The sequence below is a fragment of the Aquihabitans sp. G128 genome (assembly GCF_019048865.1).
Lineage (GTDB): Bacteria > Actinomycetota > Acidimicrobiia > Acidimicrobiales > Iamiaceae > Aquihabitans.
Genome location: NZ_CP077604.1, coordinates 4,205,360 through 4,225,280, shown reverse-complemented (window position 1 = coordinate 4,225,280; position 19,921 = coordinate 4,205,360). Strand labels below are relative to the sequence as shown.

Sequence of the window (19,921 nt, the reverse complement as noted above, 5' to 3'; positions counted from 1 at the left end):
ATCTCCTTGGAAGGGTTGGACTTCAGGCTATCTACGACGCCCTGTAGCAGCTACGTCGCGGGGAGCTTCTCAACTACATAGTGTAGTAGTTTTGCTTCGTGATCCACGTCGCCCCCGCTATCACCCAGACGCGCCGAGCCAGGCTCCGCGGCCGATTGAACCCGGCGCTGGGATGACGGTGCTCAGCGCCATCCCGAGTCCGCCGTTCGATTCGGTGCACCTCGGCCCACTGCAGCTTCGCTTGTACGGCCTGATGATCGCCTTGGGCGTCATCGCAGCCGTGTCGATGACCACTCGCCGGTGGCAGGCCCAAGGAGGGGACCCAGACGATGTCGGAACGATTGCGCTCTGGGCGGTGCCGGCTGGCGTGATCGGAGCACGGGCCTATCACGTGGCCACCGACTGGAAGACCTATCGGGCAGACTGGGGAGCGGCGCTCGCCATCTGGAACGGGGGCCTCGGGATACCCGGGGGCATCGCCGGTGGCGTCGTCGTGGGGGTCTGGATCGCCAGGCGGCGCGGCGTTCGCGTTCCCGAGATGCTTGATGCCGTAGCGCCGGCCCTGCCGGTTGCGCAGGCAATCGGGCGACTGGGCAACTGGTTCAACCAGGAGGTCTTCGGCCGCCCTTCTGGACTGCCCTGGGCGCTACGCATCGATCGCGAGAACCGGCCTACGCGCTACCTCGACGCCGCCACCTTCCATCCCACCTTCCTCTACGAGGGGTTGTGGAACCTCGCGCTCGCCGCCGGTCTGATCTGGCTCGGCCGCCGAGCCACGCTGCGTCGCGGTCAGCTGTTCTGCCTCTACGTACTCGGCTACGGGGTCGGTCGCTTGTGGGTCGAAGCGCTTCGATCCGACGCCGCCTCGCTCGTCTTCGGCATTCGCATCAACCTCTGGGTCAGCGGAATTGCGATCGTCGGCGCCGCGATTGCACTCCGGCTGACGGGACGCGGGGAGGTGGCACCTCGCACCTCGCCCCCGTTGTCGGTCGAAGGTCACGCCGACCAAGTCGACCGCCGGAGGTGACGACGTGAGGACCACGCGAGGCGTACACCCCGGACGGCCCTCCCGCGGGCCTTGCATGAGCGCGTCGGTGATGACACGAGAACCTGTCCTGCCACCGGCCAAGGCCTGGCTCAGGAACCCGACCGCAGGTCGACCCGGCGGAGGAGCTGGGCGTTGAGGGCGACGACGATGGTGGAGACGCTCATGAGGATGGCGCCCACGGCGGGGGGCATCGACACGCCGGCCCACTGGAGTGCTCCGGCGGCGAGGGGGATGGCGATGATGTTGTAGCCGGCGGCCCAGGTGAGGTTCTGGAGGGACTTGCGGTAGGTGGCCTTGGCGAGGGTGATGATGGACACGACGCCGCGTGGGTCGGAGCTCGCGAGGATGAGACCGGCGGATTCGATGGCAACGTCGGTTCCGGCGCCGATGGCGATGCCGACGTCGGCTCGGGCGAGGGCGGGGGCATCGTTGACGCCGTCGCCCACCATGGCGACCTTGAGTCCTCGCCCTTGGAGCTCGGCGACCTTGTTGGCCTTGTCCTCGGGGAGGACCTCGGCGAAGACCTCGTCGACGCCGAGGTCGGCGGCGACGGCGTCGGCCACCTGCTGGGCGTCACCGGTGATCATGACGACGCGCCGCCCGATGCGGTGCAGGGCCTCGATGGCCTCGCGGGCCTCGGGCCGGATCTCGTCCTCGAGGGCGAGGGCCCCGATGACGGTGGAGTCTCGGACGAGGTAGAGGACCGCAGCTCCACGCCTGGTCCAGGCGTCGATGTCGTCGGTCAGTTCTGCGGGGGTGGTGAGGTCTCGTTGGCGAAGGAGGGCGGGGCCACCGACGGCAAAGCGGCCGCCGTCGACGGTGGCTTCGACGCCGCGGCCGGTGATGGAGCGGAAGTCGGTCGCCTGGGCGTGATCGCCCGCGTCGTCGGCGGCACGGACGATGGCCCGGGCGAGGGGGTGTTCGCTGTCGGCCTCGACGGCGGCGGCGATGCGCAGGACGTCGTCGTTGGTCGAGCTGGGTGCGGCGGCGGTGCCGATGACGGTGTGCTGGCCCTTGGTGAGCGTGCCGGTCTTGTCGAAGAGGACCGCGTCGAGGGTGCGGCTGGCTTCGAGGGCCAAGCGGTCCTTGATGAGGATGCCGTTGCGGGCGGCCATGGCGCTGGAGAGCGACGTGGTGAGCGGGATGGCGAGCCCGAGGGCGTGGGGGCAGGAGATGACGAGCACGGTCACGACCCGGACCACGGCCTCGTTCGGGTCGCCGACCAGAGACCAGGCGATGGCCGTGATGACGGCTGAGGTGGTGGCCACGTAGAAGAGCAGCGCAGCGGCGCGGTCGGCCAGGACCTGAGTCCGGGACCCGGAGGCCTGGGCTTCGGCCACGAGCCGGCCGATGCCGGCCAGGGCCGTGTCGTCACCGACGGCGGTGACCTCGACCCGGATCGAGGAGTCGGTCGCGATCGTGCCGGCGACGACGTGGTCGCCGGGCGCCTTGGCGACCGGGCGGGACTCGCCGGTGATCATCGACTCGTCGAGCTCGGCTTCACCTTCGGTGATGTCCCCGTCGGCCGGGACGTGGCCCCCGGAACGGACCAGGACGAGGTCGCCGACGGTGAGCGAGCCGGCGGGGACGGTCTCGGTCGAGCCGTCGGCGTTGATGCGGTCGGCTTCGTCGGGCAGCAGGGCAGCGAGGGCGGCGAGGGCGTCCTGGGCTTGGCCGAGGGCCTTCATCTCCTGCCAGTGGCCGAGCAGCATGATCGAGATGAGGGCGCCGAGCTCCCACCAGAAGTCGAGGTCGAACCAGTCGAGCGACGTGGCCATCGACGCCCCGTAGGCGACGGTGATCGCCATGGCGATGAGCAGCATCATCCCGGGCTGGCGGGCCTTGGCCTCCTGGACCCCGCCGGTCAGGAACGGCCAGCCGCCCCACAGGAACACGAACGTGCCCAGCACCGGCCCGACCAGGCCCATGCCCGGGAAGTCCAGGGAGTAGCCGAACCAGTCCATGACCATGTGGCTGGTGGCGACCAGCGGCACGGTGAGCAACAGGCTCCACCAGAACCGCCGCCGGAACATCTCCACGTGATGACCAGCATGAGCGCCATGTCCGGCCTGCTCATTGGCGGCGACGTCTGGGTCGTGGCCGTCGTGATCGGGCCTTTCGACGTGACCGTTGCCAGTGCTGGCAGTGTGATCTGTGTGGGTGGCCATGGTGGCTTCCTCAGTGGCCGCTTGGGGCGGCCTTGGTCGGTCAGGACTTCACGAGTCGCGCGATTGCTGCTGTGGCTTCGTCGATCTTGCTGGTGGCTTCGTCGCCGCCGTTGGCGACGGCTTCGACGAGGCAGTGGCTGAGGTGGTCGTGCATGAGGCCGATGGAGACCTGTTGGAGAGCTCGGGTGACCGCCGCGACCTGGTCAAGCACATCGATGCAGTACCGGTCGTCCTCAATCATGCGACTGATGCCACGGACCTGCCCTTCGACCCTCCCCAGCCGTTTGAGGATGTCTTCCTTCTGCATCTGGTATCCGGCCACGCTGCTCCTCGTCTGAACCTGTCACATACGGTACGGGGGTACCGTAGTCTACGCCAACACTGTTGGCTCGGGGCTGGTTCCGGCAACGAGCTCGAGCGTTCCGGGCCCCGGCTCCGCGTGGCTGGTGAGCGGCGTGAACCTGCGCAGTCGGAGGCTGTTCGACACCACGAAGACACTGGAGAGCGCCATCGCTGCTCCGGCGATCATCGGGTTGAGAAAACCTGCTGCGGCCAAGGGGATGGCGGCGACGTTGTAGGCGAAGGCCCAGAACAGATTCGTCTTGATGGTGCCGAGGGTGCGCCGGGCAAGGCGGATGGCATCGGGCGCCGCACGAAGGTCACCTCGGACCAAGGTGAGGTCGCTGGCCTCGATGGCTGCGTCGGTGCCCGTGCCCATGGAAAGTCCGAGGTCGGCCTGGGCGAGGGCGGCGGCGTCGTTGACGCCGTCGCCGATCATGGCCACGACTCGGCCCTCGCCTTGGAGGCGGCGGACGACGTCGACCTTCTCCGATGGCAGGACCTCGGCGATGACCTCGTCGATGCCGACCTGGCGGGCGACTTCCTTCGCCGCAGCCTCGTTGTCGCCGGTGAGCAGGACGGGTGACAACCCGAGGTCCCGCATCTGGCGGATCGCTTCGGCCGAGGTCGGCTTGACCGTGTCGGCCACCACGAGGACGGCGCGGACCTGCCCGTCCCAGCCGGTGACGATGGCGGTCTGCGCTTTGGCCTCGGCGGACGCCTTGGCCGCTTCGAGCTCCGGGGTGAGGTGCAGGGCCCAGTCGGCCAGAAGCGAGGTGCGCCCGGCGACGATGGCGTGGCCGTCGACGATCCCGGAGACACCCAGGCCTTCGTGGTTGGCAAAGGACTCCACCGGCGAGAGGTCACCTACTTCGGCGATGGCGCTCGCTGCGATCGCCTGGGCGATCGGGTGCTCCGAGGCGTGTTCGAGCGCACCGGCGAGACGCAGCACGTCGTCCCGGTCGGTGCCGTCGGCCACGATCACCTCGACGAGGGCCATCTTTCCGGTGGTGACCGTGCCGGTCTTGTCCAGCACGACGGTGTCGATCTTGCGGGTGGACTCGAGCACCTCAGGCCCCTTGATCAGGATGCCAAGTTGGGCTCCGCGTCCGGTGCCTACGAGCAGCGCGGTGGGAGTGGCGAGCCCGAGGGCGCAGGGGCAAGCGATGATCAGGACGGCGACTGCGGCCGTGAACGCCCCCGCTGCACCTTCGCCGGTACCGATCCAGAAGCCGAGGGTCGCCAGTGAGAGGGCGATGACGACCGGCACGAACACGCCGGAGATGCGGTCGGCCAGTCGCTGGACGGCGGCTTTGCCGTTCTGGGCGTCGGTGACGAGACGGGCGATCTGGGCCAGCTGGGTGTCGGAGCCGACGCGCGTGGCTCGGATGATGAGACGACCGCCAGCGTTGACCGTGGCTCCGGTGACGGGATCACCGGGGCCGACCTCCACGGGGATGCTCTCGCCGGTCAGCAGCGAGGCGTCGATGGCAGAGGTCCCGTCGTCGACGACACCATCGGTGGCGATCTTCTCGCCGGGCCGAGCGACGAAGAGGTCGCCGACCACCAGCTGGTCGATACCGATCCGGTCCTCTCGCCCGTCTCGCAGGACGACGACATCCTTGGCGCCGAGTTCCAGCAGCGCTTCGAGGGCAGCGCCGCTGCGCCGCTTGGCCCGGGCCTCGAAGTAGCGGCCAGCCAGGATGAACGTCGTCACCGCTGCACCGGCCTCGAGGTAGATCTCGTCAGCGCCTGAGCCGCGCTGGATCGTGAGTTCGAAGGCCATCTTCATGCCCGCCATGCCGGCATCGCCGAAGAACAGTGCGTAGAGCGACCAACCGAGCGCGGCGAGGGTGCCGATGGAGATGAGCGTGTCCATGGTCGCCGCGCCATGGCGCAGGTTGACCCAGGCGGCCCGGTGGAACGGAAACGCTCCCCACACGATCACCGGCGTAGCGAGGGTGAGCGACAGCCACTGCCAGTTGTCGAACTGGAACAGCGGCACCATGGCCATCGCGACGACGGGAACGGTCAGGATCGTCGAGATGATCAACCGGGTCCGCAACGCTCGGGTCGGGTCCTCATCAGGGTTCCCGTCGGCCTCGTCGGCATCACCGTGCGGAAGTCGGGCCTGGTACCCGGCTGCTTCGACTTGGGCGATCAGGTCCGAAGGCTCGACGTTCTCGTCGAACGTGACCGACGCCTTCTCGGTCGCGTAGTTGACGGTGGCGGTGACCCCCTCGACCTTGTTGAGGCGCCGTTCGATCCGGTTGGCGCAGGATGCGCAGGTCATCCCGGTGATGTCGAGGTCGATTCGGTTCGTGCTGGTGGTGTTGCTCATGAACCCATGTCCATCTGGTCGTGGCCGTCGCTGTGGGTGTCCGGCGTCGTGTCGGAGCCGCGGCGTGCGGCCTCTGCGGTGAACTCGGCGGTGCGGACTTGTCCTTCGTGGCGGAAGTCGAGATAGAGCCGATAGGTCCCGACGGAGGGAACCTGTGCGTGAAAGGTGATCTCCGGACCCGCCTTGGTGCGGCCGTCGCCGGGCGCACCGTCAGGGTGGACGTGGAGGTACGCGAGGTCTCCTCCCCGCAGGGCGACGAGGTGCCCGTAGGCAGCGAGGTAGGGCTGGAGGTCCTCGACCGGTTCCCCGTCCTTGGACACCGAGAGGGTGAGAGTGGACTCTTCGCCGGCCACGAGGTCTCCTGCGAGGGTAACGTCGTAGTCGTCGACGGTGGCGGTCGAGGCCGGCCCGGGAAGCGGGGTGGTCCGTTGGTTGCCTGGCACGGTGACGTCGGCGCCCAGCGTGAGCGACATGGTCTCGCTGCTGGCGGGCTTGAAGTCCGCCATGACCCGATAGGTACCGGGGGTGGCCAGGTCCAGCGGCACCGTCCAGGTCCCGTTCGTGTCGCGGACCGGGTGGACGTGCTGGTAGCCGGACAGGTCACGGCGGACCACGATCAGGTGGAGCTCCTTGTCGTGGAGCTTCTTGTAGTCGTCGACCGGCTTGCCGTCCGGCCCGTCGATGCGGAAGGAGAAGCCGACTGCACGGCCAGGCTCGAACACCGTCGCCGTCGGTACCAGCGTGTAGCCGTCGCTGGAGATCTGGAGCCCCGCCGCCTGGTCGACCTCCTTGGCCGCCATGTCGTGTCCACCCCTGGTGGCCTCGTCTTGGCCGATCGCTCCGTGGCTTGCACCATTCGATCCGCCGATGGGTCCAACAGCAGATCCCAGTGCCAGGGCGCCGGCGAAGACCAGCACGAGCGAAGCGCTGTAGGCGCCGAGCTTGGTCGCAACGTTCATGTGACGACCTCGTAACCCGCCTCGTCCACGGCGGCCCGCACGGTGTCATCCTCGATGGGACCGGAGCTGGAGACGATCACTGTGCCGGTGGCCAGATCGACCTCGACGGCGGTCACGCCGTCGATGCGCCTGATCTCGGTGGCGACCGAGTTCACGCAGTGACCGCACGTCATTCCCTGGACCTTGTAGGTGGCGTTGCTGGTGCTCATGGCAATTGACTCTTTCGTCGTCGGTAGAACCTACCCTACCCGTACCCCCTAGGGGTATCAACCTCGGCCAAGCAATTTGCCAAGGAGGGCGCCGACGGCGTCACGAGGCGACCTCGAAGCCATGACCACGAGCGCGGCGCCATCCGGGAGATCGAAGTGCCCGGGCAGCAGTCGCTACGACCACATAGATCCCAAGTAGCGCTACGCCGAGGGGAACATGAATGGCGATGGCCGCTGGCGAGGAGCGCCCTACGAAGCCGAGACCCGTCTGTGCGACCAGAACGACCAGCGCCGCCGACAGGGACCACACGAGCCACGCCCGTGCTGGGTCGATCATCCGCTGCTTCCAACCGAGCAGCACGAGACCCGCAGCGAGCACCGGCAGCACCTCGGCGAGGATCCGATGGGTTGCCACGAGCCAGTGCCTCCCGGTCAAAATCTGACCGGCGAGCGTCGCCTGCGCGAGAACCCCCAACGCAACGGCAGTAGAGCCAAACTCCAACCATCGGAGCCCGGACTCTTTCGGGCCAGCCTTTCGGCGGCCGCGGAGCGGCAGGACCGGGATACGAACTGGCATGATGCCTCCTCGATGAGTTACTACGCACTGTAGTATCATCTGCCTGAACGCAGGAGAGCACGGATGCAGCTGAACCGAAACCGAAACGGCGGCGCCGGTGTCCTTGCCCGAGCCGGGGGCGTCACCGCATGTGCGCTCTGCTGCGGGATCCCGATGCTCGTGCTGGTCGGGGCCGTCTCCGCCGGCGCAGTCCTCGCTGGCGGAATCGTCGTGGGTTCCGTCCTCGTCGTGCTCGCCGTCGCGACGTCGGTCGCGGCGGGCAGGCTCCCGCAGGTGTCCGATCGGTGGCAGCTGGCGCTCCTCGCTGCTGGTGGCTCAGCCTGCTTCGCTGGGATCTGGGGGGCGGCGAGCCAGCGGCCGGGGGCGCACCTGATCATCTCGGGTGGCATCGGGGCGTTGGCGGTGGCTGCGTTGCTCAGCCTTGCGGGCGTCGAGCCTCGAAGGTGCCAGTCCCCAGCACCGTCCGACGACAGCCTCTCCGCCTCCGCACACCAACACCCGAAGGATGGCACGAGATGAAGAAGCAGAAGCGCAGCCGGCAACCGGACCAAGGTCCACGCCGTCGGACCGTGACGGTGGAGCCTGGGGTGGGGGCGTCGGAGCGCTACACCCCACCGAAGCGATTCACCTACATCTTCCGACCGGGCTGGCACAAGGCCGTTGGCGCCGTGCTCCTCATAGGCGGCGTCTCGCTGTTCATCTCTTGCGAGGCGGACATCGGCAACATCCATGCCTTCGGTGGCCACATCTGGTTCTTGGTCGGGTTGCTGGTCGCGGCCTCGAGTGCATGGTGGTTCGGTGCCCTCGACCAGCCCGCTTGACCTCGTACCGTGATCACCGAGGTCGGACCGGAGCGTCGGGCATGAGCGCCACCGCCCAGGTCGATCCGTCGCCGGCCGAAAACTCCACTTGACCTAGGTTCATGTCGATCCACCGTCTCCCCATCACTCCCCCGTTCGAACCTGACGAGGCGTCGGTGGCCTTCGTCGACCTTGCCGGGTTCACCGCGGTGACCGAAGCGCACGGCGACCACCATGCCGTCGAGCTGATCGACCTCTTCGAGGAGACGTTGACCCGAGACCTTCCCGATGGTGGTCGGCTCCTCAAGATGATCGGCGACGCAGGACTGCTCGTGTTCGACGACCCGGCTCAGGCGGTCACGGCGATCCTGCGCATCGTCAACCGGACGTCGCGGGACCTGACCTTCCCGGAACTTCGAGCGGGCCTGCATCACGGACCGTTGACGTGGCGGCGAGGCGATCCCTATGGCGCAACGGTCAACATCGCTTCTAGGGTCGCCGGCCAAGCAGCAGGGGGGCAGGTTCTGGCCACTGCGGCGGTGGCCGGACGACTCCCCGTAGAGATCGCAACGTCGATCGGGCACAGGAAGCTCAAGAACGTCGCCGAGGAACTCGAGCTGTTCGAGCTCACGACGGTACGCACACCCAGCTATCGAATCGACCCGGTTTGCAAGATGCGCCTGGCGGTGGGCCGCGAGATCGCGGCGATCACCATGGCGGGGACGGTCTGGTACCTGTGTTCCCCGGAGTGCGCGAGCCGGTTCCTGGCCAACCCGGTTGCGTTCATGCCCGAGGTCTGACTTCAGGCCGACCCGAGCCCTGTCCTACATTGCGTAGTAGCGAGACCTTGAAGGCACAGGAACCCCACCGATGAACGAAGCTGCTGAGTCAGCGCGAGCCCGGGACCCAGATTCGCGGCGTCCACCACGCGGCTGGAAACGGCGCGAGATCCTCCGACTGGGCGCCGCAGTCGTCACCGTCGGACTGGTTGGCTGCACCGGCGACTCCATCGAGGCGGTGGACCGTGAATCGGACCCGAGTTGGGCCGGCAGCCTGCTGGACCCCCCGTTCGACAAGCCCGATGTCAATCTCATCGACTTCAACGGGGCCCCGTTCCCGTTCAGACGTGCGACCGAAGGACGGCTCACCGTCTTGTTCTTCGGCTACACGAACTGCCCCGACGTCTGCCCGATCTTCTTGAACACTATGGCCGCAGCGAAGCGCACCCTGGGACGGAGACCCGGCTCTGACGCTCTCGTCCTCTTCGTCGGAGTGGATCGAGACAGGGACACCCCGGAGGCGCTGCGCTCGTACCTGGCTGGCATCGACGACTCCTTCGTCGGCCTCACCGGGGAGGCCGACCAGATCGACCAGGCGATCAGCGATCTGAAGATGGCACCGGTCGTCTTCGCCCAGCCCGGGACGCCCGTCGGCGGAGAGGTCGGACATCAGGCTCGGGTGTTCGTGTTCAGCCCGGACAACGTTTCACATCGCCTCTACAACCACGACGTCTCCCAGAACCAGTGGCGCAAAGACCTCCCGCGCCTGGCGCAGGGTCAGTGGTAGCGGTGCATTCCGGACCGGTCACAAGGCCATGACGGGATCCTGGATCGGCGAGATCGTCCTCGGATCGGGGTGGCTTCGCTACGAAGGGCCCGTCGTCTCCACGGAGACGCACGCACATCACGCCGTCCAGATCATCGACGCGCTCCAGTCGGTCGAGGTGAGGAGCGCAGCTGGTGCGATCACGACGGCCCGATTGCTGATGATCCCGGCCGACGCAGCGCACCAGCTGACCGCCGAAGGCCAGTTTGCGGTGATGACCTATCTCGAGCCGACGCTCGTCTCCACTGTGTCTGCGCCCGACCCGGCCGCTTGGGCCCGGACTGCTGAGTCGCTCGGACTCGGTCTCGGTTCGGGGCTGGCTGAACAACAGGTCGAACTCCTCCTCGCGAGACTCGGATCGGCTGGCGCTCTTGCGGCCGACGAGCTCGTGGCCGCTGCGGCGGAGGAAGTCCGGAAGCGACTCCCGGGGCCGATCCGCCTCACCGACATCGCCGCCGCTCTGTCGATCTCGCCGAGCCGACTCTCCCATCGGTTCAGCACCGCTCGAGGGATCCCACTCGGACGTTGGGTCTTGTGGGAGCGGCTCCAGCTGGCCGCTTCGGCCACGGCCCGGGCGCAGGATCTGACCAGTGCGGCACACGCGGCCGGGTTCGCAGACAGCTCTCACCTGCATCGCACCTTCCGCCGCATGTTCGGGATCGCACCGTCAGACGTAGCCCGCATCGCCCGGTGGCGACTCTCGATCTAGCCGATTCGTTCAAGCACGGCCAGGCCTCCTGGGTCGAGGATCGTGCAATGACCGAAGCACCCCTCGCCTCGATGCCAGACCGACCCGGCGCGATGCCAGACCGACCCGGCGCGATGCCTGTGAGACTTGGGCTTGTCGCCGCCGTTGGTGCCGTCATGGCCTTGGGCGCGACCTACTGGGACGATGCCTGGCACACCGACAAGGGGCGCGACGAGTTCGCGATTGCACCCCATCTCCTGCTCTACGGCGGCGTCCTCATCACCTCGCTTTCGGTGCTCGCGTGGGCCGTGACCCGCTGGAGATCAGCAGGTCTGCGGAATGTCAGAGCGCTCGCGGCGGACCCGGCGCTGTTGATCGCTGGCATCGGCGGTCTCGTGACGCTTGCGAGTGCGCCGCTCGACAACGCGTGGCACGAACTCTACGGACGCGACGCGGTCCTCTGGTCTCCGCCCCATCTGCTCGCCGTGGCAGGGACTCTGTGCCTATCCGTCGGGGTGCTGGCCGGCCTCCGATCCACAACAGGCCAAGGCGCGGATGCCGCACGGCTGTTCGCGGCGTGCGGGGTCATCGGAGCGCTCCAGATCCCCGTCCTCGAGTACGACTCTGATGTGCCGCAGTTCTCGGTGCTCTGGTACCTGCCCGTGGCCAGTCTCGGCCTTTGCTTGGCCCTCGCGCTGATCGACGATCTCTGGCCCGGGAGGTGGCGGCCTCTGCAGGCAGCGGCCCTGTACACGGCGTTGCGAGCGATCGTGGCGACCGGGCTCCCGTCAGCAGGATTCTCCGGGTCGTTCGTCCCACCGATCCTCCTGGCAGTTGGAGTCGCAGCGTCGGTTGGCCACCGGCCACTACGGCTCCGGCTGGCGGTGGCCGCCTGCCTAACTCCGTTGATCTGGTGGCCCGCCTTGCAGGCGCAAGCCGATGTGGCCGCGCTGGTTCCGCTGGATCAACTGCCGTTGGCGGTTGCGCTCTCGCTCGCCGCTGCGACCCTCGTCGGCTGGATCCACGGGGATTGGTCGTTCGCTCCGCAGGTCCGGTCGATCGGCTTCAAGTCCCTCCTCGTCGCTTTCATGGCAATGGTCGCCATGGGCGCAGCAGCGGATCAAGCGACCGCGCACGATCCAGGCCAAGGCACCGAGCGATCAATAGCAAACATGAACGTCACACGGTCAACGGCCGTCGCTTCGATCTCGCTCACCGTTCCCGAGCCGTGCGATGGATTGACTCCTACGCGGTCGGTCGCCCGACGATCCGGGGTAGTCCTCACCGGACCACTCCGAAGCAGTCCATCCCCTGATCGGTCGTGCCAGTTCGTCGGCAAGATCAGCGGCATGAGCGCTGGCCGCTGGTTCGTGTATGTCGAGTTCGTGGACACCTCAGGCCAGAAGCTCGAGGCCTGGGTACCGGTCAAGGAGCACCAGACCACGAGCCAGCGGCGATCCCTCTACGTCCCCCCAGCCGCGACCTCGGGAAGCGGCCAGCTTCTGGCGGGAGCAGTGGTCCTGCTCCTCGTGGCCGGCCTGGTCGTTGCGTGTGTCCGGCTGGCAAAGGCCACTTCAACCACGACCGCACGAAGCCCAGTTGTCGGATCGGGCGTGGCGAGGTCCTGATCTCAGCCTCGGAGTAGCCCGCCGGGCCCGGCATTCTCGGGGCACACCTCCGCGCCTGGCGCGACGGCCCTCAGCGCCAGTTCCTCGTCGAGTTCTCGCTGCCGATGCCGGAACTCGTTGAGGTCATCGCAACGGTCCCAAGGCTGTCCGAGTCGTTCACGCGCCCTGACCAACTCGATCTCCGCCGTGTCACGCTCGGTCCTCGCCGACGCAGCCGCCCTTGGGAGCCCTTGGAGCCTGCGCTCGAGCTTTGTGACGATCGATCCTGGGTTTGCCTGGATGTCTTCGCGCCCGACGACCAGATCGATCTGCGCTTCGACGACCAGGATCCGAAGTTCTGCGGGCTCGGATGGGAGCCGGACGGCGGCCAGACCAAGACCGCCGAGCCTTCCCACCGCTCTGGCTCCATCCTGGCAACTGACGGAGCTTCCCCCATCGAGCAACACCTTTGCGAGGTGACGAGCTGCATCGCCTCGGTCCCGGTGGACCTGCCCATCGATCTCCATGGCAAACCGGTCACCGTGGGTGTCTTCAACGATCTCGCAGCAGCGATTCAGGACGGGCAACCGCTCATCGCAGCGAACCACGACCTGGCCGGCTTTCGCGATCGTCCGGTGGAGCCGACTTTGGTCATCCTGGTGCGCGTTCGAGACGCATGAGTTTCGAGACCTCGGCGTCGACTGACGCCTTCTCGAGGATGAGTGGGTCGCCCGTCGCCAGTGCCTTGACCTCGGCGTAGGTGAGGGCCAGATCGCCTATGTCGTCGATATCGCGGTCGGGCAGGTCGCCACGAGTGACCTGCGCAATGAACGCTGCCTTCCGTTCGAGCGTCTGCCACATGTAGGTGTCGAAGCTTCCCTCGGTGACGTAGCGAAGCACCTGTACCTCGGGGTTCTGGTTGCCCTGCCTCAGGATCCGGCCTTCTCGCTGTTCGATGTCAGCGGGACGCCAGGGGCAGTCGAGGTGGTGCAACGCAACGGCACGAGCCTGGACGTTGGTGCCGACCCCCATCGTCTCGGTCGAACCGACCAGGACGGCCACGCTCCCGTCTCGGCAACCGGCGAAGAGGCGCGCCTTCGCCTGGTCGTTCGGCGCTTCTTGGATGAAGCGGACCGTTGCGGGGTCCACGCCTCGGTCGGCCAGGTGGGTTCGGAGCTCGTGGTAGGCGTTCCAACCGGCGGCGGCGGGTGTGGACACGTCGCAGAAGACGAGTTGGAGGGCGCCGGAGCGGACGGCCTCCTCGCCGAGATCGTCGAGGTACGTGAGGTGCCGGGTTGCGTGGTGGATCCGGGCGATGTGGTTCGCGGCGGTGGCGATCTTGCCGGCATCGCAGGCATCGTCCTCGAGCCCTACGAGATGGAGGTCGAGGGCAGCTCGTCGTCCGTCGCCGGTGACCTTGAGCATGTTGTCCTCGGCCGGGTCGACCGCGCGGCTGCGGATCCTTTCGGCCCGTGAGGCCAGGTCGGCGACGTAGTCGATGAGGGCATCGGCAGGCTGGACAACGACCGTCTGGACCTTGCCGTCGGCGAGCGTCGGAACCGGTAGGCCCAAATCTTCGCTGGTGCGGACATCAGCGACCTGACGGTAGAGGCCGAGGAGCTCGGGGACGTTCTGGAAGCGGGCAAAGCGGGTCTGCATCCGGTAGCTGGCGCCATCGGGTGCGAGCTCCAGGGCCGTGTGGGTCCGGCCGAAGGTCGCGGCCCAAGCGTCGAACGCCCGCAGCCCGGCGGACTCGAGGACGTCGGGCTGGAGGTAGCTCTGCATCACCCACAGCTCTGCCATCGAATTGGCCACGGGCGTGGCCGTCGCGAAGGTGGCCACGCGACTTCCATGGCGCCGGCGCAGGGCCCACAGCTTGGCGTCGAGGTCCTGCGCACGCCGCGAGCCCTTGGTGGCGACTCCGTCGATCGAGGAATCGACGCGCAGGTTCTTGTAGGCGTGCGCCTCGTCGCAGAACAGGTAGTCGATGCCCGTCTCATCGAAGGTGATGCCGTCGTCGTGGTTGCGTTCCGCCAGGAGTTGCTCGTAGGTGGCTTCGAGCTGGGCGATCCGGCGCTCCAGCTTCTTGACGCTCAGGGCCTTGCCAGAGGCCGACACCGTCAGAGCAGCTCGCGCCCGACCGAGCTGCTCGGCGAGGTAGGCGCAGAGCTGGTCATGAGCCAGCGGGAGCCGGGCGAAGCCGGCGTGGGTGAAGACGATGCCATCCCATTCGCCGGTTGCGCAGCGGGCGACGAACTCCTTGCGTCGTTCCTTGCTGAGCCGGTCACGGTCGGCGACGAGGATCCGTGCGGTCGGGTACAGCTGGAGCCACTCACGGCAGAACTGCTCGAGCATGTGGTTCGGCACCACGACCGCCGGTTTGGTGGCCATGCCCAGACGCCGCAGCTCTGTAGCGGCCATGACCATGGTGGCCGTCTTGCCCGCGCCGACGGCGTGGGCCAGGAGTGCTCGGCCGTCGGCCAGGACCCGGGCCACGGCGTCTCGCTGGTGGTCGTGTGGGACGAAGGTGTCAGCCAGCCCCGGCAGCGTGAGGTGGCTGCCATCGTGGGTCGGTAGTCGCACGGAGCAGAACAGCTCGTTGTATCGATCGCAGAGTCGACCGCTTCGGTCCTCGTCCTCCCAGACCCAGTCGGAGAATCGGTCCGAGAGGGCGGCCTGCTTGTCCCGGGCTGCGAGCGTCTCGGCGTCGTTGCGGATCCGTCGACCGTCCTCGGTGGGGTCGGTGACGTTGTGGAGCCGCTGGTTGAGGGCAGCGTCGAGGAGCGTGACGGCGTCTGCTCGTGCAGTGCCCCACTCGGAGCTCAGGGACACCCCGGCGCGCCCCCCGGACCGCAGCGACAGCGTCCAGGAGGCGAGGTCCGGGAGGTGCTCGACCAGCACCTCGGAGGCAAGCACCTCCGCACAGAAGTCTTCGATGTCTCCTGCTGGGATCCAGGTCGCTCCGGGTCGAGCGGTGATGGCCTCCGGCTCGAGCTGTTCCGGCAGCGCGGATCGGAGCGCCCGGACGTTGCGGTCGAAGGCGTCATCGACGGCTGCTGCTTCCTCGGCGATGCGCAACTTCGACCGGACGTCGCCCGAGAGGTAGCGCGCTGCAGTGACCGGTTCTCCCGTTGTGGGGTCACCGAAGGTCAGTTCATGCACTGCCTCCTGGGCCTCGGCGGGCCCGGCGAGGTGGAGGAGGGCAGCGATCCGCCCGAGGTCGACCCGCCCGAGCTCATCGAGGCTGACGGCGATGGCCTCGGCCGGGGTCTCGACTCGGTGTCGGTCCGCCGGAGGGGCCACGACTCGCTTGGTGAAGATGGGTGCTGGCTCTGCCCGCTGGGTCTCGTCGTCGAAGACCTCAAGGGCGGCCACGAGCGGCCAGTCCGGATCGTCCCGGAACCCACCCATGCGCGGGCGGAGGCGGCGGGTGACCTCGTGTCCCGTCTCTGGGTCGGTGCGCCCGGTGCGTGCGGTCCCGTACCGGTTGATGGGACCCCAGCGATCGAGGTAGCCGGCGTAGCGCTCGCGGAGCGCCTGCTGGGCCTCGGCCAGATCGAGGTCATCTCCCCCGCTGGTCTGGGTGGCCAGCACGTTGCGGGTCGCGTCACGCAGCTCGATGAGGGCGAGGAGCTCGGCTCGGTCCTTCTTGACCCGTGGCGAGAAGCTTTCGATGTTGCCGTCGACCATCCGTCCGATCGAGCCCCCGCTTCGTGAGCGGACGAGGCTGCTCTCCTGGGCGAAATCATTTATGTAGGCGCCTGCCTCGACGGGCCGAGCAGCTGCGTCCCCCCGACCGGGGCCGGGGCGATCTCGCGGCACGAACACCAACCCCTTGGCCCGCGCATGGTGCGCGATGCTGCGGAGACCTATGTGGAACTGGTCCTCCAGGGGACCAGTGGGCGTCACGGTGATCTCGTTGTCCCGGTACATGCCGCGTGTGGTGGTCAGCTCGCCCAGGACGAAGTCGGGCCGATCGACGAACAATTGGTTGACCCTCGGGCTGTCGGCCTGCGGGGCAGTGCCGGCCAGGTCGGTGGTGCCGAGCCAGCTCTGGTCCCCTCGCGGCTCGCCCTCGAGCCGCCGGCGAAGGACCAGCAGATCGCAGACGACGTCGGTCCCCGATGATGACTTGAAGGCACCGGCGGGAAGTCGGAGCGCCCCGACGAGGTCGGCCGAGTCAGCTATCGCCCGTCGAGCCGAGTCGCTACGCGAGTCCAGCGTGTAGCGGGAGGTCAGAGCGAGGACGAGGCCGCCAGGTCGGACGAGGTGGAGGCTCTTGAGGAGGAAGTAGTTGTGCAAGGCATGGCCGGCACGGTTGAGGCTGGGGTCGTACGGCGTGATCTTGGCGAAGGGGACGTTGCCGATCGCCAGGTCGAACGTCGCCGGTGGGGCCGAATAGGTCTCGAAGCCGCCCGTGTGGATCTGCGACCGCGAGGCGTAGAGGTGCCGTGCGATCGAGGCGGTCGTCGGATCGAGCTCGACGCCGACGATGTCCGCATCCTCGGGGGCGAGGCCGATGAAGTTGCCAGAGCCGCAGCCGGGCTCGAGCACCCGACCACCCGTGAAACCGAGGTCGCGTGCGGCGCCCCACATCGCCTGGATGACCGGGGCCGACGTGTAGTGGGCGTTGAGGGTGGTCCGTCGGGCTGCGGACCAGGCGGCCTCGTCGCCGAGCAACGTCCGAAGCTCGGCCCGTTCCTCGGCGACGCTCAGGTCTGCGGGATCGAACACGGACGGGACTGCGCCCCAGCCGGCCCATCGAGCGAGGATGGCCTGCTCGTCGGGTGTCGCTGCCCGGTTCTCGATGGCGCACCGCTCGAGTACGCGGAGGGCCGAGAGGTTGGCCTGCAGCTTGGCCCTCGTCCCTTGTGGCGCCAGGTCGCCTTGGCTTGTCGGCCGAAACGCGGGTGGGCGTTCAGCGCTGGGAGCTAGCTGTCGAGGGGCCTGTTCAGGCTGGTCGCTATGAGATCCAGTGCCGAGTGGTAGTTGGCCAGGGCGGTGTCCTCTTGGTCGCCAGGCATCGGCCGGTCCTGCTGCAGGTCGACCACCGGTTCCGTGGCGATCTCCCGTGCTTGTCGCAGTGCTTGGTAGCTGCGGAGCCGGTAGGCCTCGGGATCCTCCGACGGCCGGGGTACGCCCAGGATCTGATCCCGGAGGTCGGCGATGTCCGCCGCCGGCTGGGGTGAGGGCTGTGGGTCCTGGGTGTTCATCGACTGGTGCCTCCTGCGTTGGCGGGTCGCCGGCATCATCGGGAGGGAGCGGCTGGTCGAACAGGCTCAGCTGTTCGACGGGGCGGCTGCTCCGAGCGCCTTTCACAGCGTATGCCTGTCTCGTCTGGCGAGGGCAGGACGGTTGCCGCTCATGCGATGCCGCCCAGCTCCGGCGGGCTCGGGGTTGGCGCTTCCAGCTGGGGCTGTGAGATCTGGGCTAGGTCATCCCGCACCCGGGTGAGGGCGAGCTCGACCTCGTCGCAGACCCAGAGGCTGTTGTCCTGGGTGTGGATCTGGCGCTTCCATCCGTCGTCCCGCAAGGCGGCTTCGGTCGATGCCTCGAGGTCGCCTCTGACGACGAGGACCCGGTGTCGGTTCGGGTCGTAGACGACATCGACCTCGCGGCCCTTCCAGAGCCCGGCGGGCTCGGACTCCCATCCGACGGGGGCGAGTTGCCCCCCGGTCGACCGGGCGAAGGAACGGCTTCACCGGTCCTCTCCTGCCTCGACCGGCTTGGCCTCTGCGCGCTCGCGGAGCCGGCGCTCCTTCCACCACGGCCTCGTTCGGATGTGTGCTGGGGGCAGGGTTCCGTGGACCAGGAGCGCGTCTCCCGGTCGCATCTGGCGCAGGGCGTGCGGTGGAGCGAGGGCGACGCGGGTGGTGGAGTGCTGGTTGGACCGGCTTCGACTGGTCTCGCCAGTGGTTCGGCTCTGCGTGTCGACCTCAGCGTCGCCGAGCACCGATGCGACGTAGCGCAGCGAGGCCGGGTCGGAGAGGCCGGCGTAGAACACTTTCGACAGGTGGTTCGTGAGGATCGTGTCCGCCTGGCGTTGGTAGGCGGCTTCGATCTGGGCGAGCGATTGCCAGATCGTCACGAGCAGGACCCCGAGTCCTGCCAGGGTCGAGGCGTACTCCGGCAGCGCCCGCAGCGGCGTGTTGCCCGCTTCGTCGATCACCACAAGCAACGGCGGGTCGAGCGGCTGACCTGTCGCCGCAACGTGCCGGTACACCTGTCCGATGAGGTCGTTCAGCAGGCCGCCGAAGGCCGGCGCCAATCGTCGCTGATCCTCTATCGGGGCGCAGAGGTAGAGCGTGTTCGAGTCGCCGATGAGCCAGTCCAGGGAGATGGAACGGTCAGCCTTCGACGAGGCCGCAACCTGCGGGTTCGCCCAGGGCCAGACCACGGTCTGGGCAGTGGCGTAGACCGAGGACTGCGTCCGTTGGTCCATCGACCACACCGCTCGCAGGAGCCGTTCGACATCCTTTGCCTCGACGTGATCAGAGACCCGCTCGCTCATGAGCAACCGCTCGAGTGAGCCGAGGACCTCGCCGCGACCCTTCTTGTCGGACCGTTCCTGTTCGAGGACCCACCGGCACACCGAGCCCATGTCTCGTTGGGAGTGATGGGCTGCGAACAGCAGGCCGGACAGGAGGATCTCGGCCTGGGCCAGCCAGAAGTCGAGACCGCCGTCGACCCCGCTCTTTGGTGCCGCATCACAGAGCGCCCGGGCCGACCGTTGAGCGCCCAGCAAGGTTCCTGCGTCGCGAAGGGGCGACCAGCGGGCCGAGGAGTCGGCCGTCGTCCTCGTCGGGTCGTAGACGCGCACCTCGCCCGCTCCCGACCGCCAGCCGAGAGTGGACGCCAGCAGGTCCGCTTTCACCGAGGACAGCACCGCAGGTCCGTCCCATTCCAAGATCCCCGCAACCGCAGCAGTCGTCTTGCCCGAGCGCGACGGTCCGATCAGCGCTACAGCGCCCCGGTCACCGACGTGCGCCGCCGGACGCCGTGGCTTGACCCATGCCGAGCCTCCGGCGCGAGGCGGTGGTGCTTCGGTGGCGATCAGTCGGCGGCCGAACCGGCCGAGGATGAACCGACCCGGGACCGGACCATCGACGAGCAGGGGTCGAAGGTCGCGAGCTGTCCCGAACCCTGGGCGGGCGTCGACCCCCAACGGTGAGCGACGAGCCGTGCCAACGTTCGAGCGCATCAGCGTTCGAACGACCAGGCCGACCGCTGCAAGGACTGCGGCCATTGCTGCGACCGTCGCCGGCCAGTACACGAAGGGTCCCGGTACACCCGACCGACTCGTCGGCGGCCATGCATCCCGGGGGGAGGTCAGGTGGTTCGGGAGCGCCCCAACCGCCACCGCTGCGTCGCCGAGGTGTGGAGCTGGACCGCCCCCGGCAACCAGAACGGCCACCGCACATCCCAGCCAGACGGAGCCCAGCACGCCGACGGCGAGACCGCCGAGGGCCAGTACCAGCATCTCGAAGCCGCCGAGTCCATCGCGTTCCATGCCCCCCTATGCGCCGGGGGCCTCCGAATCTCTCGAACGCATGTCCCGCCGGATGCCCGATTCAGCCGAC

The 19,921-nt window shown here is 68.0% G+C and carries 17 protein-coding genes; 7 read left to right on the top strand and 10 right to left on the bottom strand.

What is annotated here, in order from left to right; all coding sequences use genetic code 11:
• Window positions 1-172 precede the first annotated feature (172 nt).
• Complete coding sequence (lgt, locus tag KSP35_RS20275) at window positions 173-1,027, top strand: prolipoprotein diacylglyceryl transferase (protein WP_216997579.1); 855 nt, start codon at window positions 173-175, stop codon at window positions 1,025-1,027.
• Between the two features lie 110 nt (window positions 1,028-1,137).
• On the opposite strand, the gene KSP35_RS20270 is transcribed toward lgt, so the two are convergent.
• The 6 genes from KSP35_RS20270 to KSP35_RS20245 form a co-directional block, all read right to left on the bottom strand.
• Window positions 1,138-3,216: a heavy metal translocating P-type ATPase gene (locus tag KSP35_RS20270; RefSeq protein WP_371748624.1), complete on the bottom strand. Its 2,079-nt coding sequence runs from the start codon at window positions 3,214-3,216 to the stop codon at window positions 1,138-1,140.
• Between the two features lie 40 nt (window positions 3,217-3,256).
• Entirely contained in the window at window positions 3,257-3,538 is a 282-nt protein-coding gene (locus KSP35_RS20265; protein ID WP_305853090.1) for a metal-sensitive transcriptional regulator, read from the bottom strand.
• 48 nt (window positions 3,539-3,586) lie between these two features.
• A complete protein-coding gene (locus tag KSP35_RS20260; protein WP_216997578.1) occupies window positions 3,587-5,896 on the bottom strand; it encodes a cation-translocating P-type ATPase in 2,310 nt (769 codons plus the stop codon).
• The gene (locus tag KSP35_RS20255; protein WP_216997577.1) at window positions 5,893-6,855 is read right to left on the bottom strand and encodes a hypothetical protein; all 963 of its coding nucleotides are present in this window, start codon (window positions 6,853-6,855) and stop codon (window positions 5,893-5,895) included. Before KSP35_RS20255 ends, KSP35_RS20260 begins: the two co-directional genes overlap by 4 nt.
• On the bottom strand, window positions 6,852-7,064 hold the full coding sequence (locus KSP35_RS20250) for a heavy-metal-associated domain-containing protein (protein WP_216997576.1): 213 nt from the start codon (window positions 7,062-7,064) through the stop codon (window positions 6,852-6,854). Before KSP35_RS20250 ends, KSP35_RS20255 begins: the two co-directional genes overlap by 4 nt.
• A 100-nt stretch (window positions 7,065-7,164) precedes the next feature.
• A complete protein-coding gene (locus tag KSP35_RS20245; RefSeq protein ID WP_216997575.1) occupies window positions 7,165-7,641 on the bottom strand; it encodes a hypothetical protein in 477 nt (158 codons plus the stop codon).
• Window positions 7,642-8,156: 515 nt separating this feature from the next.
• Here KSP35_RS20245 and KSP35_RS20240 point away from each other — a divergent pair.
• The 6 genes from KSP35_RS20240 to KSP35_RS20215 all read left to right on the top strand — a co-directional run bounded on the left by KSP35_RS20240 (window position 8,157) and on the right by KSP35_RS20215 (window position 13,021).
• On the top strand, window positions 8,157-8,462 hold the full coding sequence (locus tag KSP35_RS20240) for a hypothetical protein (RefSeq protein ID WP_216997574.1): 306 nt from the start codon (window positions 8,157-8,159) through the stop codon (window positions 8,460-8,462).
• 155 nt (window positions 8,463-8,617) lie between these two features.
• A complete protein-coding gene (locus KSP35_RS20235) occupies window positions 8,618-9,241 on the top strand; it encodes an adenylate/guanylate cyclase domain-containing protein (RefSeq protein ID WP_216997573.1) in 624 nt (207 codons plus the stop codon).
• Window positions 9,242-9,311: 70 nt separating this feature from the next.
• The gene (locus tag KSP35_RS20230) at window positions 9,312-10,007 is read left to right on the top strand and encodes an SCO family protein (RefSeq protein ID WP_216997572.1); all 696 of its coding nucleotides are present in this window, start codon (window positions 9,312-9,314) and stop codon (window positions 10,005-10,007) included.
• Window positions 10,008-10,035: 28 nt separating this feature from the next.
• On the top strand, window positions 10,036-10,755 hold the full coding sequence (locus KSP35_RS20225; protein ID WP_216997571.1) for a helix-turn-helix transcriptional regulator: 720 nt from the start codon (window positions 10,036-10,038) through the stop codon (window positions 10,753-10,755).
• 47 nt (window positions 10,756-10,802) lie between these two features.
• Entirely contained in the window at window positions 10,803-12,362 is a 1,560-nt protein-coding gene (locus KSP35_RS20220) for a hypothetical protein (RefSeq protein WP_216997570.1), read from the top strand.
• Window positions 12,363-12,592: 230 nt separating this feature from the next.
• The gene (locus KSP35_RS20215) at window positions 12,593-13,021 is read left to right on the top strand and encodes a hypothetical protein (protein ID WP_216997569.1); all 429 of its coding nucleotides are present in this window, start codon (window positions 12,593-12,595) and stop codon (window positions 13,019-13,021) included.
• On the opposite strand, the gene KSP35_RS20210 is transcribed toward KSP35_RS20215, so the two are convergent.
• The 4 genes from KSP35_RS20210 to KSP35_RS20195 all read right to left on the bottom strand — a co-directional run bounded on the left by KSP35_RS20210 (window position 12,993) and on the right by KSP35_RS20195 (window position 19,851).
• The gene (locus KSP35_RS20210; protein WP_216997568.1) at window positions 12,993-17,075 is read right to left on the bottom strand and encodes a DEAD/DEAH box helicase family protein; all 4,083 of its coding nucleotides are present in this window, start codon (window positions 17,073-17,075) and stop codon (window positions 12,993-12,995) included. The genes KSP35_RS20215 and KSP35_RS20210 overlap by 29 nt on opposite strands.
• 197 nt (window positions 17,076-17,272) lie before the next feature.
• A complete protein-coding gene (locus tag KSP35_RS20205) occupies window positions 17,273-17,554 on the bottom strand; it encodes a hypothetical protein (RefSeq protein WP_216997567.1) in 282 nt (93 codons plus the stop codon).
• A 149-nt stretch (window positions 17,555-17,703) separates the two neighbouring features.
• Entirely contained in the window at window positions 17,704-17,874 is a 171-nt protein-coding gene (locus KSP35_RS20200) for a hypothetical protein (RefSeq protein WP_216997566.1), read from the bottom strand.
• A 165-nt stretch (window positions 17,875-18,039) separates the two neighbouring features.
• Complete coding sequence (locus tag KSP35_RS20195; protein WP_216997565.1) at window positions 18,040-19,851, bottom strand: type IV secretory system conjugative DNA transfer family protein; 1,812 nt, start codon at window positions 19,849-19,851, stop codon at window positions 18,040-18,042.
• Window positions 19,852-19,921 lie beyond the last annotated feature (70 nt).